This is a genomic window from Pseudomonas sp. P1_F7 (assembly GCF_056405655.1).
This window is the reverse complement of sequence record NZ_JBFUBR010000026.1, coordinates 80,583-96,865: the sequence shown is the minus strand read 5'-3', so window position 1 is coordinate 96,865 and position 16,283 is coordinate 80,583. Positions and strand designations below refer to the sequence as shown.

The 16,283-nt window shown below is 58.8% G+C and carries 17 protein-coding genes; 7 read left to right on the top strand and 10 right to left on the bottom strand.

Annotated elements, in window-relative coordinates; genetic code table 11:
* Window positions 1–21 precede the first annotated feature (21 nt).
* The gene (locus AC1D1M_RS29025; protein ID WP_007974480.1) at window positions 22–270 is read right to left on the bottom strand and encodes a DUF6124 family protein; all 249 of its coding nucleotides are present in this window, start codon (window positions 268–270) and stop codon (window positions 22–24) included.
* 399 nt (window positions 271–669) lie between these two features.
* Here AC1D1M_RS29025 and AC1D1M_RS29020 point away from each other — a divergent pair, with 399 nt between their 5' ends.
* Entirely contained in the window at window positions 670–1,308 is a 639-nt protein-coding gene (locus tag AC1D1M_RS29020; RefSeq protein WP_477778338.1) for a glutathione S-transferase family protein, read from the top strand.
* A gap of 267 nt (window positions 1,309–1,575) precedes the next feature.
* Here the strand turns inward: AC1D1M_RS29020 and AC1D1M_RS29015 are convergent, their stop codons facing one another.
* The 4 genes from AC1D1M_RS29015 to AC1D1M_RS29000 form a co-directional block, all read right to left on the bottom strand.
* Window positions 1,576–2,589 (bottom strand): ABC transporter substrate-binding protein, encoded by a 1,014-nt coding sequence (locus tag AC1D1M_RS29015; RefSeq protein ID WP_477778337.1) that lies wholly within the window; start codon window positions 2,587–2,589, stop codon window positions 1,576–1,578.
* Window positions 2,586–3,134: a sigma-70 family RNA polymerase sigma factor gene (locus AC1D1M_RS29010; protein WP_477778336.1), complete on the bottom strand. Its 549-nt coding sequence runs from the start codon at window positions 3,132–3,134 to the stop codon at window positions 2,586–2,588. The genes AC1D1M_RS29015 and AC1D1M_RS29010 overlap by 4 nt, the downstream gene beginning before the upstream one ends.
* Before the next feature lie 133 nt (window positions 3,135–3,267).
* The gene (locus tag AC1D1M_RS29005) at window positions 3,268–4,059 is read right to left on the bottom strand and encodes a phosphate/phosphite/phosphonate ABC transporter substrate-binding protein (protein WP_477778335.1); all 792 of its coding nucleotides are present in this window, start codon (window positions 4,057–4,059) and stop codon (window positions 3,268–3,270) included.
* A 143-nt stretch (window positions 4,060–4,202) separates the two neighbouring features.
* Entirely contained in the window at window positions 4,203–5,144 is a 942-nt protein-coding gene (locus AC1D1M_RS29000; protein ID WP_477778334.1) for a fatty acid desaturase, read from the bottom strand.
* A 329-nt stretch (window positions 5,145–5,473) separates the two neighbouring features.
* On the opposite strand from AC1D1M_RS29000, the gene AC1D1M_RS28995 reads away from it, so the two are divergent.
* A complete protein-coding gene (locus AC1D1M_RS28995; protein WP_477778333.1) occupies window positions 5,474–5,890 on the top strand; it encodes a GNAT family N-acetyltransferase in 417 nt (138 codons plus the stop codon).
* A gap of 131 nt (window positions 5,891–6,021) precedes the next feature.
* On the opposite strand, the gene def is transcribed toward AC1D1M_RS28995, so the two are convergent.
* Together def and AC1D1M_RS28985 are read right to left on the bottom strand one after the other, a co-directional pair.
* The gene (gene def / locus AC1D1M_RS28990; protein WP_103397564.1) at window positions 6,022–6,561 is read right to left on the bottom strand and encodes a peptide deformylase; all 540 of its coding nucleotides are present in this window, start codon (window positions 6,559–6,561) and stop codon (window positions 6,022–6,024) included.
* A gap of 2 nt (window positions 6,562–6,563) precedes the next feature.
* Complete coding sequence (locus AC1D1M_RS28985; RefSeq protein ID WP_477778332.1) at window positions 6,564–7,520, bottom strand: YihY/virulence factor BrkB family protein; 957 nt, start codon at window positions 7,518–7,520, stop codon at window positions 6,564–6,566.
* Window positions 7,521–7,876: 356 nt separating this feature from the next.
* Between AC1D1M_RS28985 and AC1D1M_RS28980 the strand changes: the two genes are divergently transcribed.
* A complete protein-coding gene (locus AC1D1M_RS28980; RefSeq protein WP_477778331.1) occupies window positions 7,877–8,254 on the top strand; it encodes a hypothetical protein in 378 nt (125 codons plus the stop codon).
* Between the two features lie 137 nt (window positions 8,255–8,391).
* On the opposite strand, the gene fadD1 is transcribed toward AC1D1M_RS28980, so the two are convergent.
* On the bottom strand, window positions 8,392–10,092 hold the full coding sequence (gene fadD1 / locus AC1D1M_RS28975) for a long-chain-fatty-acid--CoA ligase FadD1 (protein ID WP_477778330.1): 1,701 nt from the start codon (window positions 10,090–10,092) through the stop codon (window positions 8,392–8,394).
* A gap of 356 nt (window positions 10,093–10,448) precedes the next feature.
* Complete coding sequence (gene fadD2, locus AC1D1M_RS28970; RefSeq protein WP_477778329.1) at window positions 10,449–12,137, bottom strand: long-chain-fatty-acid--CoA ligase FadD2; 1,689 nt, start codon at window positions 12,135–12,137, stop codon at window positions 10,449–10,451.
* Between the two features lie 245 nt (window positions 12,138–12,382).
* On the opposite strand from fadD2, the gene AC1D1M_RS28965 reads away from it, so the two are divergent.
* The 4 genes from AC1D1M_RS28965 to AC1D1M_RS28950 all read left to right on the top strand — a co-directional run bounded on the left by AC1D1M_RS28965 (window position 12,383) and on the right by AC1D1M_RS28950 (window position 15,468).
* The gene (locus tag AC1D1M_RS28965; protein ID WP_477778328.1) at window positions 12,383–13,327 is read left to right on the top strand and encodes a lysophospholipase; all 945 of its coding nucleotides are present in this window, start codon (window positions 12,383–12,385) and stop codon (window positions 13,325–13,327) included.
* Window positions 13,328–13,369: 42 nt separating this feature from the next.
* A complete protein-coding gene (locus AC1D1M_RS28960) occupies window positions 13,370–13,840 on the top strand; it encodes a MaoC family dehydratase (RefSeq protein ID WP_007995982.1) in 471 nt (156 codons plus the stop codon).
* Window positions 13,841–14,031: 191 nt separating this feature from the next.
* Window positions 14,032–14,268 carry a DUF3820 family protein gene (locus AC1D1M_RS28955; protein ID WP_003227425.1) on the top strand — a complete coding sequence of 79 codons (237 nt, stop codon included), beginning with the start codon at window positions 14,032–14,034 and terminating at the stop codon, window positions 14,266–14,268.
* A gap of 18 nt (window positions 14,269–14,286) precedes the next feature.
* Entirely contained in the window at window positions 14,287–15,468 is a 1,182-nt protein-coding gene (locus AC1D1M_RS28950; protein WP_477778327.1) for an aminotransferase class V-fold PLP-dependent enzyme, read from the top strand.
* Window positions 15,469–15,470: 2 nt separating this feature from the next.
* Here the strand turns inward: AC1D1M_RS28950 and AC1D1M_RS28945 are convergent, their stop codons facing one another.
* Window positions 15,471–16,196: an intradiol ring-cleavage dioxygenase gene (locus AC1D1M_RS28945; RefSeq protein WP_477778326.1), complete on the bottom strand. Its 726-nt coding sequence runs from the start codon at window positions 16,194–16,196 to the stop codon at window positions 15,471–15,473.
* Between the last annotated feature and the right edge of the window lie 87 nt (window positions 16,197–16,283).

Genomic DNA, 16,283 nt, shown 5'->3' with positions numbered 1-16,283 from the left:
CCTCTCGCCCTCGCTCTGTGTTTAGTCCTGCGGATCGAGGTTATCCAGCACCCGGTTCACCGCCAGCTCGGCCAGCATGATGATCTGTGCAATCGCCAATGCCGTATTGCGCTGACTGCCTTCCAGAAACGTAGCAAAGTCATTGGTCATGACGCTCGCCGAGGCCAGTGATTCGCAGGCGTGAGCCAACAGAGTTTCGTTATTGATGCCGGGTGAGATGGAGAACATTGGGCTGGGATTGCGTGGGGGGTTCGGCGTGGGTTTGAACATGGTGATGCTCCTAGAGTGATGGAGCTGCCACGATTCGCTGCTAGACGAAAATAGGGTGGCAGCCGTGCGCGGGCTAGCAGACCAGGACTCTAGAACCCGGTAGACCCGAAAGTCTTCCCACACACAGCCGCCATAACATGAGCTGACAGGCATAAAAAACACCTGCTCACGAATGGTGGACGCTATGCGTCTAAAGTATCCAGGCTGCTAGACCCGATCGCTGAATTTGCAGCGACGCGGAACGATAGAGTCCGGATACCAGGCGCACAAGCCGGCGGATTCTGGCGTAGTTGTAGGCAATGACGCAATAAATCGTAGGCAGCGGAAACCTGCCGAAACGCCTTTCCTACAGACCACTCCTACAATTACACCTACGCCTTTCGCGATGGAGTAGCTCAAATGGAACACACACTGAAGATTCTCGGCAAAGCCTCGTCCATCAACGTCCGAAAAGTCCTGTGGACCTGCGAAGAATTGGGTATTGCCTACGAACGCGAGGACTGGGGCAGTGGCTTCGCGTCCACCCACAGCCCCGAGTTCCTGCGCTTCAATCCCAACGCGCAGGTGCCGGTGATCATCGATGAAGCCGGGGTGTTTTGGGAGTCCAATACCATCTGCCGCTACCTGGTCGGCAAACACCATCACCATCATACCGAGCTGCTGCCTACCGAACCGGCCGCCCGCGCCCGGGTGGAACAGTGGATGGATTGGCAAGCCACCGAGCTCAATCCGTCCTGGAGATACCCGTTCATGGCACTGGTGCGCAAGGACCCGGAATTCCAGGACCCGCATAGCCTTGAAGTCGGCATCCGCGGCTGGAACCAGAAGATGGGTATCCTCGAACATCAACTGGCGACCACCAAGGCGTATGTCGCCGGGCCACAGTTTACTTTGGCCGACGTTGTCATCGGTTTGTCGGTCAATCGCTGGCTGATGACCCCGATTGACCGTCCTGACTACCCCGCCGTCGATGAATATTTCAAACGCCTGGCGCAACACGCCGGTTTCCTGAAGCACTGCTGCAACGGTTTGCCTTGAATGGCCGCAGGTTGGCCGCCTCGCACTAACCGCCACACAATGAAAAAGGGTCCCTCTACCGGGACCCTTTTTCATTGTGCTTTTTTGTAGGAACGAGCTTGCACGCGATGACGGTTGCACAGTCAACATTTACGCTAACTGACAGTCCGCTATCGCGAGCAAGCTCGCTCCCACAGGGGGCTCTGTTGGCCACGGGATTTGTAGGCACAATAGACCCAATGTGGGAGCGAGCCTGCTCGCGATGGCTACCTTCCGGACACTACAAAACTACAAGCTGGCACTCACCTTGGTAGCCACCTCCCCCGGCACCCAGCCCTTCCACACCTGCGGCTGCTCACGCAAAAACGCTTCGGCGACTTCGCGGGCTTTCTGGCGCTTTTCACTCATCTGGCCCAAGGTCTGGTTCAGCAGATCGATCGGCAAATCGACCTTTTCAAAGAACGTCACCAGGTCCGGGTATTGCGCCTTGAACGGTGCCGATACGCCGATGGCCAGGCTGGCCGGCATCGAGCGCGTGCCCTTGGGGTTCGGATTGTTGGCGTCGGCCAGGGTTTTCCAGGCTTCGGCGTCGAATGGTGGTTCGTCGAGTTTCACCAGTTTGAAACGCCCCAGCAGCGGTGTCGGCGACCAGTAGTAGAACAGCACCGGTTTGCCACGGCGGATCGACGACGCCACCTCGGCATCCAGTGCGGCACCGGACCCCGTGCGGAAGTTGACGTAGCTGGCGGTCAGGTCATAGGCCTTGAGTTTCTGGCTGTTGACGATTTCCGAGGTCCAGCCGGTCGGGCTGTTGAGGAAGCGTCCGCGGCTCGGGTCTTCAGGGTCGCGGAACACGTCCTTGTACTTCGCCAGATCAGCAACGGATTTCAGCTCCGGAGCCAGGGGCTTGATGCCGCGCTCGGGATCGCCCTTGATCACATACTCCGGCACCCACCAACCTTCAGTGGCGCCCTTGACCGTATCGCCGAGGCCGAACACCTTGCCCTCCGACGCCGCCTTGACCCAGGCGGGACTGCGTCCGGCCCACTCTTCACCGATGACCTGGATATCGTTTTTGGCCAGCGCCGCTTCCAGGCTGACGGTGCTGCCCGGCAGCGTGTCGGTCGGATAGCCGTAACCTTTTTCAACGATCAGGCGCAGGATTTCGGTGATGAGGCTGCCACTTTCCCAGGTGATATCGCCAAAGTGGATAGGCGCCGCTTTTTCCGTGGCCGATGCCGGCTGGGACAACAGGCTCAGGGCCAGCAACGAACTGCCGAGCAGGGTTTTGATCGATCTCATGCGGACCTCTTGTTCTGGAGGGGACGGTTCAGGGATTGATTGGCGCTGTGCCGGTCGCACAGGGCCTGGGAACGGGTCATATAGTCGCTGACTGAACGCAGCGAGATGCCCAGCGCAGCGGCAATTTGCGGATAGGTCAGGCCGTCGATCCGCGACAGCAGGAAGGTCGAGCGGATTTTGCCTGGCAGCCGCTGAAGGCTGCGATCCACACGAGTCAGGGTCTGGGACACCTGAGCCAGTGCCTCCGGCGATTCGGCGTGGATCGGCTCGGCCTGTTGCAGTTGCTGTAGATACCGGCGCTCCAGATCACCTCGACGCCAACGCTGATAGAGCAAGCGCTGGGCGATGGTGGTGAGCAAGGCTCGGGGTTCACGGATTGCCGTCAGGCCAGGGGCTTCGAGCAGTTGCGCGAAGGTTTCGCAGGCAATGTCTTCGACACTGGCGGCATCGTTCAGAGACTGACGCAGGCGTGTGCAAAGCCAGTGGTAGTGAGCGCGGAACAGTCCGTCCACGTGATTGCGATGAAGAATATCGGCGCCGGACATAGGGGCTCCTGGGTTAGGGGTCGCTGAATGTCCGGTGGTCCGGTGAGGCGAATCCTAGCAAGGAGCCTTATTCATTAATAATACTTAAAACTTATTTTTATATTCCTATAAGAGATTAAAGATTGTTTGCGCCCTATCGCAAATGCCCATACCCCAACACCTCGGCTTCACGCTGATAATCGAGCACAACCTGATAGGCGCTTTCGTTGGCGGGCAAAACCTCTGGCAGATCGAGGGTTTCGGCGACGTCAGGCAATTCGCGCAACGCCTGATTCATCGCCTGTAATAACGCTTCAGCCTGCTGATCGCTGACGGAGGCTGCCGTGATGTAGGGCAATGTCGGGCTGTAGGCACTGCGAGTGATCACGCGCAGACCTGCCACTTCGGCCTCGGCGTGACGCGCCAGATAGGCAAAGGTCACGCTGTCGATGGCTGCCAGATCGGCAAGGTCTTCGCGTAGCCAGCGCAGGCTTTCGCGATGGCTACCGCTGATTCCGACCTGAGCAAAAAACTGCCCGTCACGCTGCAACGGCGCCAACCGGTGGCGCAGCAAATTCATGCCGCTGTTGGAGTCCAGGCCATTGATCACCCCTCGACTGTGGCGAAAATCCGCCAGGGTCTGTCGCCGATCATCGACGCGGCCCAACAGCAGGCTGCAATGATTGCCGCCACTGCTGTCCGGCAACTCATAACGAGGGCGGCCCAGTACCCGGACCTTGCCGCGCAATGCCGTCATCAGCGGATAGCCGCAGGTTTGTGTCAGCAGCAAGTGCGGTGACAACCACATCTGCATCAGGGACAGGCCTTCGGCATCCTCGCGGGTGTCGCCCAGGTGCTCGAGGATTCGCGCCAGCCAGCGTTCGTTGGCCTGGTGGATGGATTCGGGGGCGGTGTACATCAGCAGTTCGGCGATGTGTTGGGTCATCGATATTGTCCCATGCAACGAAAATCCCCTGTGGGAGCGAGCTTGCTCGCGATGGCGTCGTGTCAGTCAACATCCATGCAATCTGTCACTCCGCTATCGCGAGCAAGCTCGCTCCCACAGTAGGTCAGTGGCGATTCAAAAAATCAGTAAAACGGATGCCTCGGGCTGTCGATGGCTTTTACTCCATGCTCACGCCACAACTGCCCATACCCCTGCACCAGAAACCCGCCGCTGCGCGCCAGCCATTGCTCGCGGCGAGCCCTGTAAGCGCGGGGCAAGTCGTACCAGGGCAACCCCGGCAACTCGTGATGCACCAGATGAAAATTGAGGTTCAGGAACAGCCAGCGCCACGGCCACGCCGCTTCATTGAGCACGGTTCGTTGCTCCGGCGCCGCATGAGGTCGATGTTCATAGTAGGAGCGAATCATGGCGATCGACAGCGCCGGCACACTGATCAAAAACAGGTAATGCCAAACCGGAAGCACACTGAAGCTTGTAATGAACAGCAGCATCAACCCGGTCATCGCGCCGTGACTCAACCACATCAGCCAGGCCCGGCGCTCGCCTGCTCTCAGGCGTTGCAGCTCTTCACGGGCCAACGCCAGCAAGGCCAGCGGTGCACCCAGGGCAAAGCGGCCGAGCACGGTTTTGTTCAGCCAGTGCAGGCTGCGCACCAGCAGTGAACTGCCCTGCCACTGCCCGGAGCTCAGGTAACGGCTTTCCGGATCGCGACCGGGGATCGTCAGGTCCTCGTCGCGGTGATGCAACAAGTGGCTATCTCGATACAAGGTGTACGGATACCAGACGGCAAACGGCGCGTAGCCAAGGATTTTGTTCAGGGTTGGCCAGCGCGTGGGATGGCCGTGCAGCAGCTCGTGCTGCACGGATAACCACAGCACCAGTAATGGAATCAGCAACAGCGTGCTCCACCACAAACCCAACCGATGGCTGTTCAACACGATGCCGAACCAGCCGCCATACACACCGATCAACAGCAACCAGGTTGGCCATTCGGTGCGCGCGGTGAAGCGGCGACGCAGGGTTTCGATTTCTTCTTGATGGGTGCTATCAAAGTAATGGGGCATGGCGTTGCTCAGATCGGGGACCAGTCCCCTTCTGTGCATTGGCCTTGGGAAATCTTGCAGATTATTTTCAGGAAGATCGCTCCCATATTGCATGGGAGCGATCAAGCAACGCGGGATCAGTGACCGAACACGCCGACCTTCTTGGCCTTCTTGTCCGCACGCTTTTCAATGGCGGTTTTTACCGGTTTCTTTTTCGCCGATTTCTTTGAATCCAGACCTTTGGACATGATGCGTACTCCACTCATGGGGATGTGAGATCAGGTATACACCTATCCCGGCGCGCGTGTTCTTTTATAATCGCCCGCTTTGCACACCGACAGTCCAAGACCATGCCCGATACCCAATTCACCCTGCTCGACGAGCCGTTATGGCCATTGATGAACAAGTTCTACCGCGCTCACCAGTCGTCGATGAAAGCCGTGCGCGACGCGCAGCTGTGGGTGGCCCGGCGTGAGCAGATTGTTGCCGTGCTGTGTTTGCGTCCGGTGTCCGGCGGGCATTGGCTGACCGGATTGCTGGTCGATCCGGCCTGCCGCGAACAAGGGCTTGCCGCCGGGTTGATTGCGGCCGCTGTGAAGGATTGCGAACAGCCGGTGTGGTTGTTCTGTCATCCGGATTTGCGGGGGTTTTATGAGCGACGCGGGTTTACTTTCGATCCGCCGATGCCTTACGCGATGGTTGAACGGTTGAGCCGATATGCGCGCAGCAAGCCGATGATTGCGATGGGGTTGGCGCCAGGCCAGTGACACACTAAAACCTGATGGAGATCCAATGTGGGAGCGAGCTTGCTCGCGATGGCGGCGTATCAGTCGCCAACAATGTTGACTGACCTGGCCTCATCGCGAGCAAGCTCGCTCCCACAGGGCTTTGCGGCGATTTAATCGTCCGCGTTGGGGTCCAGGTCCGGGAACATCACTTCGGTGAAGCCAAACTTGCTGAAGTCGGTAATGCGCGACGGGTACAGGCGGCCGATCAGGTGGTCGCACTCATGCTGCACCACCCGCGCATGAAACCCCGAAGCAATGCGCACGATGGGTTCACCCTTGGGGTCGACGCCTTCGTAGCGAATCTGCTGGTAACGTTGCACCGCGCCGCGCAGGCCCGGCACGGACAAACAGCCTTCGAAGCCCTCTTCCAGGGTCGGGCTCAGCGGTGTGATCAGCGGGTTGATCAGGATCGTCTGCGGCACGGCTTCGGCATCCGGATAACGCTCGCTGTGCTCGAAACCGAAGATCACCAGTTGCAGGTCGACGCCGATCTGCGGAGCAGCCAGGCCAACGCCCCCCACACTTTCCATGGTCTGGAACATGTCATCGATCAGTTGCCACAGCTCGGGGCTGTCGAACATCTCGGCCGGCACTGGCGGAGCAATGCGCAGCAGGCGTTCATCACCCATTTTCAGAATTTCACGAATCATGATCAGGTTTCATCAATGGTCGGTTTGTGTGAGTGATCGCGGCCCAGTCCCGACACGTGGTGTTTTTCCTCATGGACGGGACCATGCTCGCCAGCCACTTTTTCGCCAGGGTCCTTGCCCTCTCGCGACATGTGCTCGATCACCGCGTTCATCTCCGCGCCCAGCAGCAGCACCGCGGCGGAAATGTAGAAGTACAGCAACAGCACGATGATCGCGCCGATACTGCCATACATGGCGTTGTAGTTGGCGAACTCCTTGACGTACAAACCGAAGCCCAGGGACGCGATGATCCATACCACCACCGCCAGCACTGAGCCTGGGGTGATGAAGCGGAATTCCTGTTTGACGTCGGGCATGACGTAGTAGATCAACGCCACCGCGACCATCATCAGAATCACGATCACCGGCCAGCGCGCGATGGTCCAGAGGGTGACGATGAAGTACTCAAGGCCGACCTGCGCAGCGATCCAGCTCATCACCTGCGGCCCGAGCACCATCAGTGCCGCGGCGATCAGCAGCATGCCGGCAATGCCGACGGTGTAGATGATCGACAACGGAAAGCGTTTCCACAGCGGGCGCCCTTCAACCACGTCGTAGGCAGCGTTCATCGCACTCATCATCAGCCGCACGCCGGCGGAGGCGGTATACAGCGCAATCACGATACCCACTGACAGCAGCCCCCCCTTGGACTGCTGAAGCTGGTCGATCACCGGATTGACCTGCTCCAGCGCCTGGGGCGGTAATACGAGTTCCGATTGCAGGCGCAGCCAGGAGAAAAAGTCGGGCAGATGCAGGAAGCCGATCAGGGCGATCAGAAACAGAATGAACGGAAACAGCGAAAAGAGCATTTGATAGGCCAGCGCCGAGGCATAGGTCGACATCTCGTCGGCTATGAACTCGGTGACCGTGCGCATCATCACACGGTGCAGGGGCAAGCCTCTCATGTCCGGAAAAATCATTCGCGTCTCCATTCGCCGCATACGGATTTGGGTTGAAGTCGTGGCGACTCAGGGGCCGTTTTCTTTCATCAAGGTAGCCCAGTTGGCGACTTTGAAACAATTTCAATGCGCAAGTTCAGGCTGACACAAAAACGGCCATCTGAAGATGGCCGCTTCTTCTTTTAATTAACGGCATTTCAATGGAGGAATAGTCGTTACACAAGGTTGACCGGGGGCTTTTGCAGGGAGTTTCATTTATTTTCACCACGACATTTCATCGTTCAGTGCAGGTTGCGCTTTATGTTTGCGGGCCAACCCCTGAGAATGCGCAACACGTTCAGGCCATGGCGCTGAAGATCCAATCCCGTAGGAATGTTATGAAACTCGATAAAAAGCAGGCCATTGCCCGCAGAAACCAGGAACTCGGCGGTGCTGTGCTTGGCGTCAACAACTGCCACTTCACCGAATTGAACCGCAACCGCAATATCTGGTGGTTCGACATCCCGGTAGCGCGCCTGGCCGTGGGTCAGTACGAGTGGATTCACCTGCTGATGCACACCCCGGACACCGACGAGCTGCTGCACCTGAAAGTGCCGACCGTGTTCCTGCGCGAGAAGCTCGAAGGCCTGGTGGTGCGCAATGAAGGCAAGCGTAAGGCGGCATTGAGCCTGGAACTGAGCGCCGACAAGGACTCCTTCCTGCAGGACATGCGCCCGGCGGGCACCAACGTCAACTTCGCGCCGTTTCGCTTGTAGGAGCGAGCCTGCTCGCGATGGACTCAAGAGCGCTGCGTTTAATCAATAAACACGCGTTATCGTTAACGATCATCGCGAGCAAGCTCGCTCCTACAGATACTTACAAAAAGCCCCGCATCTGCGGGGCTTTTTGTTGATTACACGGTGGCTTTCTTCGCGTTGATCTTCTTCAGTTCTTCATCGCGCAATTCACGACGCAGGATCTTGCCGACGTTGGTGGTCGGCAGTGCATCGCGGAACTCCACGGAGCGCGGGACCTTGTAGCCGGTGACGTTGGCGCGCATGTGCTCCATCACCTGTTCCTTGGTCAGGGTCACGCCCGGCTTGGCGACGATGAAAATCTTGATCGCCTCGCCCGACTTCTCGTCCGGTACACCGATGGCCGCGCATTGCAGCACGCCCGGCAGGGTGGCCAGCACATCTTCGAGTTCGTTCGGGTACACGTTGAAACCGGACACCAGGATCATGTCTTTCTTGCGATCGACAATGCGCATGTAGCCATCAGGCTGGATCAGCGCGATGTCACCGGTCTTCAACCAGCCTTCGCTGTCGAGGATTTCATCCGTGGCTTCCTGGCGCTGCCAGTAACCCTTCATGACTTGCGGTCCCTTCACGCACAGTTCGCCGATTTCGCCCAGCGGCTGCTCGACACCGGCATCGTTGATGACTTTGCACAGGGTCGACGGCACCGGAATGCCGATGGTGCCGACCTGGATGTGCTGGATCGGGTTCACCGTCGCCACCGGGCTGGTTTCGGTCATGCCGTAGCCTTCGCAAATGGAACAACCGGTCACTGCTTTCCAGCGCTCGGCCGCGGCCAGTTGCAGGGCCATGCCGCCCGACAGGGTGACTTTCAGCGCGGAGAAGTCCAGCTTGCGGAAGCCTTCGTTATTGCACAGGGCCACGAACAGTGTGTTCAAACCGACGAAGCCGCTGAACTTCCACTTCGACAGTTCCTTGACCATCGCCGGCAGGTCGCGCGGGTTGCTGATCAGGATGTTGTGGTTGCCGATCAGCATCATCGCCATGCAATGAAAGGTGAACGCATAGATGTGGTACAGCGGCAGCGGCGTGATCAGGATCTCGCAACCTTCATTGAGGTTGGAACCCATCAGCGCCTTGCACTGCAGCATGTTCGCCACCAGGTTGCGATGAGTCAACATCGCGCCCTTGGCCACGCCAGTGGTGCCGCCGGTGTATTGCAACACCGCGACATCACCGCTGGCCGGGTTGGCTTCCGCCACTGGCTGGCCCAGGCCTTTGCTCAGCACGTCGTTGAACTTGACGGCTTTTGGCAAGTGATAGGCCGGCACCATCTTCTTCACGTACTTGATGACGCTGTTGATCAGCAAACGCTTGAGTGGCGGCAGCAGGTCGGCGACTTCGGTGACGATCACGTGCTTGACGCCGGTTTTCGGTACCACGGTCTGGGCCAGGTGCGCCATGTTGGCCAGGCAGACCAAGGCCTTGGCACCGGAGTCGTTGAATTGGTGTTCCATCTCCCGCGCGGTGTAGAGCGGGTTGGTGTTGACCACGATCAGCCCGGCGCGGATTGCACCGAAGACGGCTACCGGGTACTGCAACACGTTGGGCAGTTGTACGGCGATTCGATCGCCAGGCTGCAAATCGGTATGCTGTTGCAGATAAGCGGCAAACGCACCGGACAATTCGTACAGTTCACCGTAGGTGAGTGTCTTGCCCAGGTTGCTGAATGCCGGCTTGTTGGCGAAGCGTTGGCAGGATTGCTTCAACACTGCCTGAATATTCGGATACTCGTCTGGATTGATATCAGCAGCAATCCCAGCTGGGTACTTATCCTTCCAAAAGTCTTCGATCATGGAAGCCCACTCCTCAGCAACGCGAATTCAGCACCGCATTTGATGCGATTATTATTGGTGTTTGGTCATTGGTGAATCTGGCTGATAGAAGGCCGAGAAGTCACAAAGCGCGCCGAGAGTAGCAGCTTTGCCAAGGGTCGACTAGAGCCAAAAGCGGCCTCTACGGTCACAATAGTGACTAAAGACTTGCAAGCAGTCATTTTAGAGCAAAAAACCTATAAAGCCCTGTAACCCACGAAAACCGGGGCTCAAAGCAAAAAATCGCAGCCTTCGGCAGCTCCTACAAAGAAATGCGATCCCTGTAGGAGCTGCCGAAGGCTGCGATCTTTTGGAGTCGCACCGGTCTCTACGGCCTGCTATGCAATATCCCGCAACTCCCGCCGCAAAATCTTGCCCACTGGCGTCATCGGCAACGACTCACGCAGCACGATGTGCTTCGGTACTTTGTACGCCGTGAAGTTCTCCTTGCAGTAAGCCTTCAACTCTTCAAGGCTGACCCCCGCTTCACGGGCCACCACGAACAACTTCACCGCCTCTCCCGACCGCTCGTCGGGCACACCGATGACCGCGCAGTTGGCGACTTTCGGGTGAGCCATCACCACGTCTTCGATCTCGTTCGGGTACACGTTGAAGCCCGAGACAATAATCATGTCCTTCTTGCGGTCAACGATGCGCACGAAACCGTCCGGGTCGATCACCGCGATGTCACCGGACTTGAACCAGCCCTCGGCATCCAGCACTTCGGCCGTGGCATCAGGTTTCTGCCAGTAGCCCTTCATGATCTGCGGGCCTTTGATGCACAACTCTCCGCGCTCACCCAGCGGTTGTTCAACGCCGTCATCGCTGATGACTTTCAGCGTGGTGCCCGGCACCGGCATGCCGACCGTGCCGATCCGCGATTGATCGCCGTAGGGGTTGGTGCAGGCCACCGGCGAAGTTTCGGTCAGGCCATAACCTTCGGTGATGCGGCAACCGGTCAGTTGTTCCCAACGCTCGGCGGTAGCCTTGACCAGCGCAGTACCGCCGGAATTGGTGAGCTTGAGGCTGGTGAAGTCCAGGGTCTTGAAGTCCGGGTGATCCATCAGCGCAACGAACAGCGTGTTGAGCCCCAGCAACGCCGAGAACCGCCAGTTCTTCAGCTCCTTGATGAAGCCGCCGATGTCACGCGGGTTGGTGATCAGCACGTTGTGGTTGCCCGTCACCATCATGCACATGCAGTTCGCCGTGAAGGCATAGATGTGGTACAGCGGCAGCGGCGCGATCATCACCTCCTGGCCTTCGCGCAGCAGCGGCTGACCGTCGCTGGCCGACTGGCTGAGGCAGGCCCGTGCCTGTTGCATGTTCGCCACCAGGTTGCCGTGGGTCAGCATCGCGCCCTTGGCCAGGCCCGTGGTGCCGCCGGTGTATTGCAGCACGGCGATGTCGTCGAGGCCGACGCTCAGCGGCTTGATACCCAGACCACGGCCCATGTGCAACGCGCTCTTGAACGAAACGGCCTGGGGCAAGGAAAAGTCCGGGACCATCTTCTTGACCTTGCTCACCATCGTGTTGACCAGCCACCCCTTGGCGGCGGGCATCAGGTCGCCCATCTTCGCTTCGATCAGGTACTGGATATCGGTGTCGGGCAGCACTTCCTGGACTTTCTGACCGAACATGTTCAGGTACACCAGCGCCCGGGCACCGGAATCCTTGAACTGGTGGCGCATCTCCCGCGCGGTGTACAACGGGTTGGTGTTGACCACGATCAACCCGGCGCGCAAGGCACCGAACACGGCAATCGGGTAATGCAGGACGTTGGGCATCTGCACCGCAATGCGGTCCCCTGGCACCAGGTCGGTGTGGGCTTGCAGGTAACCGGCGAAGGCGGCGCTGTGGCGTTCCAGTTCGGCGTAGGTCAGGGTCACGCCCATGTTGCTGAACGCGGGGCGGTCAGCAAACTTCTTGCAGGAACGCTCGAACACCTCGATCACCGACTTGTAGGCCCCCAGATCGATATCCAGGGGTACACCGGCCGGGCGTTTGTCATTCCAGAAATCAGGTTGCATTGTTCTTGTCCTCTTTACCTGAATCTATCCGGGGCCACTTTTCTGTCATTTTTCAAAAAAAATGCAAAAAGCGGAGCTTCACGGACACTAGCAGTTATGACGTAGCAGGCAAATATGCCCACAGTCGTCATTGATCGTATGAATCTTTCTGCCGTGGCGTAGGCTGATCAGACGCCCAGCCAAGGATGCGCTATAAACTGCAACGAGCTGTTTCCAACCAGGCAGCCTCATGCAAAGGAACCGCCATGATCCATGACACTTTCTGGCTGACCACGAGCGACCACAGCCGCCTCTTCGTCAACCAGTGGCTTCCCGACGGCAGCCTCAAGGCAATGATTCTGCTGGCCCACGGCATGGCCGAACACAGCGGTCGCTATGGACCCCTGGCGGAAAAACTCTGTGATCAGGGCTATGGCGTGTGCGCGCCGGACCTGCGTGGACATGGCAAAACTGCCGAAAACGGGACGCTCGGGCATTTCGCCGATGACGATGGCTGGTGCAAGGTCGTCAGCGACCTGGCCTGCCTCAACCAGCACATCGGCCAGCAACACCCTGGCGTTCCGATCGTGCTGCTGGGCCACAGCATGGGCAGTTACGTTGCCCAGGCCTATTTGCTGCACCACAGTGCCAGCCTGCACGGGGCAATCCTCAGCGGCTCGAACTTCCAGCCTGTGGCGCTTTATCGCGCGGCACGGCAAATCGCCCGTATCGAACGCCTGCGCCAGGGCCGCAAAGGCCGCAGCGCATTGATCGAATGGCTGTCGTTCGGCTCGTTCAACAACAAATTCAAACCGGCACGCACGCCGTTCGACTGGCTCAGCCGTGATCCGGCGCAGGTCGATCTGTACGTCAACGACCCGCTCTGCGGTTTCCGTTGCACCAATCAACTGTGGATCGATTTGCTCGGCGGCTTGCAGCAAATCAGCAAAGCGTCCAATCTCGCCCAGATCGATCCGGGCCTGCCGCTGCTGGTGATTGGCGGTGAATGTGATCCGGTGAGCGAAGGCAAACGTCTCAAGGATCTGGCCGACGCGCTGCGGGCGGCCGGCAGCCAGCACCTGCAACTGACCGTTTACCCGCAGGCGCGGCACGAACTGTTCAACGAGAGCAACCGCGATGAAATCATCGCCGATGTGCTGAACTGGATCGCACAGGCCTTGAGCACTCCTCGGCCACACCGGTCCGAATAGTTTTTTTGTGAATTTTTTAATTCGTCACAGGAATTGAGACAGATGACCCAGGTTACCAACACCCCTTACGAAGCCCTCGAAGTCGGCCAGACCGCCAGTTTCAGCAAGACAGTCGAAGAGCGCGACATCCAGTTGTTCGCCGCGATGTCCGGCGATCACAACCCGGTGCACCTGGATGCCGAATACGCCGCCAGCACCATGTTCAAGGAGCGCATCGCCCATGGCATGTTCAGCGGCGCGTTGATCAGCGCGGCGGTCGCCTGCGAATTGCCTGGACCGGGGACCATCTACATCGGCCAGCAAATGAGCTTTCAGAAACCGGTGAAGATCGGCGACACCCTGACCGTGCGCCTGGAAATCCTGGAAAAACTGCCTAAGTTTCGCGTGCGCATTGCCACCCGCGTGTTCAACCAGCGCGATGAACTGGTGGTCGATGGCGAGGCGGAAATCCTCGCGCCACGCAAGCAACAGAGCGTGACATTGACCACGCTGCCAGCGATCAGCATCGGCTAACCCTCTGTGGCGAGGCGGCATTCCGACAACCCCCTCGCCACAGTCCCCGTAGCACCTCAACTACTGCAGTCTCTTGCAATTCCTGTTCGCATAAAAAACGCCAGGCTAGCTGGCATTATTCATGTCGGTCATTTGGCCTGCATGCAGAAGGCCTGTATTTTCCAGACTGACTGAATCAAGACGACCGATCGATGAATCCTGAAAAGCTCGAACTGCTGATCACCCGCGAAATGCCCTTCGGCAAGTACAAGGGTCGAATCATTGCCGACCTGCCCGGCCCTTACCTGAACTGGTTCGCCCGGGAGGGTTTCCCCCATGGCGAGTTGGGTGGCCTGCTGGCCCTGATGCAGGAAATCGACCACAACGGTTTGTCGGACTTGCTCGAACCGCTGCGCGCCAAACACGGCAAACCGGCCCCCCGCCACTGAACACCTACCGAGTACCCCATGCCCGACAACACCCGCCGCGCCCGTGATGAAGCCTTCTGGCAAACCTTTGCCGACCGCTACGATGTCGAACCCGGCCCGCTCAATCTGGAGAACGGTTACTTCGGACGCATGTCGCGCACGGTGGTCGAGGAATACCAGCGCAACATCGAGCTCATCAACCGCAGCAACTCCGTGTACGTGCGTCAGCGTTTCGAGCAGGGCGACAGCCTGAAGATCCGCGCGCAACTGGCCAGGTTGATAGGCGTACCCGCCGACAGCATCGCCCTGACTCGCAACGCATCGGAAGGTTTGCAATCGCTGATCCGCAACTACAACCGGCTGCAGCCCGGCGATCAGGTACTGGTTTGCGATCTGGAATACGACACGGTCAAAGGTGCCATGCGTTGGCTGGCACGCAATCGCGGTGTCGAAGTGATCGAGATCGAACACGCACACCCGGCAACTTTCGACAGCCTGCTCAATACCTATCGAGAAGCCTTCGCGCGGCATCCGCGGCTCAAGCTGATGGCCCTGACCCACGTCACCCATCGCACGGGCCTGGTGATGCCGGTGCAGGCGATTGCAGCCGCTGCGAAGGAACATGGCATTGATGTCATCCTCGACGGGGCCCATGCCCTAGGCCAACTTGAATTTGACCTGGCCGGGCTCGGTATCGCCTTCGCCGGCTACAACCTGCACAAGTGGATCGGCGCACCGCTGACGCTCGGCTTTATCTACATCGCACCCGAACACCTGGCCGACATCGACCCGGACATGGGCGAGATGCATTTTCCGCACTCTGACATTCGCGCCCGTACCTCGTACAGCACCCCCAACATCCCGGCGCTGCTCACCCTGCCGCTGGTGCTCGAAGAACATTGGGCGATGGGGGGTGCCGCGGCCAAGGGTGCGCGGCTCAATTATCTGCGCAACCGCTGGGTCGGTGCGGTGCGACAGTTGCCGGGCGTCGAAGTCCTGACCCCCGATGACCCGCGCCTGTATTGCGGCATCACCTCGATGCGCTTTACCCGGCATACCGACCAGCAACTCATGGTCCAGCGCCTGCTCAATGAACACAACCTGTTCACCGTGACCCGCAGTGGCGCGGCATGCGGTCCGTGCATCCGCATTACACCTGGGTTTACCACCACGGCGGCCGACATGGATGTGCTGGCCAGGGCACTGACTGAACTGGGCTGACGTCAGACGGTGTACTTGTCAAAGTCCTCGGGCTTGATCTGTGTCGACACGGCGAACGTGTCGATGCCGATGGTCATCTGCCCGAAGTATCCGTCTTCAGCCGAATCCCGCCCCAAGGTGTGCACACTCAAGGTCGATTCTTCACCGCCCATGGTTGTATAAAAAAAGTCCTGAACGTTGGTCAGTACCGGCACGGCTCGGCCGCTATACGGTCGGCTGCCGAGTACCGAGCGCGAGGCCACCTCAGGCAGGTAAAGCTGCCCGACCCAGGCGACATGCCGCTCTTGCAAATAGTTGTTGCCGGCCGTGATGCGCACGGCGACGTGAATGTGCAAGGCGCGGCCGGCGTAAAAACCCGGATAGATCGTGGTGAAGCGCACGATGCCGGACTTGTCGGTGAACTGCCCACCGCGCAGATAGGTATCGTCATCGGTTCGCGGGACCGCGCCGATGTCACCGGTATCGACCTCGACATCAGGATTGATCTTGCTCCAACCCGAATACGCACCTCGCGCATTGCAGTGCCAGATGTCCACCAGCGCATCGGGGACCGGCTCACCGGTCATGGCATCGACAATGGTCAGCCGCAACACCAACGGAACGCCTTCGGCGCCTTCGCTGATGTTTCTGCGGATCAATTTCGGGTTGCGGAAATAAGGGCCGGCAATCTGTTCAGGTGACAACAGGCAAACCGGTGCTGCGGGTGCAACTGAGGTGGTAGCGTCCATGACGTTCTCTCTTCCATAAGATGGACGCAGGTTAACGACAGGCAGTTTTCGATATGCGGTAACTATGTATCGCATGATGCATCTGTC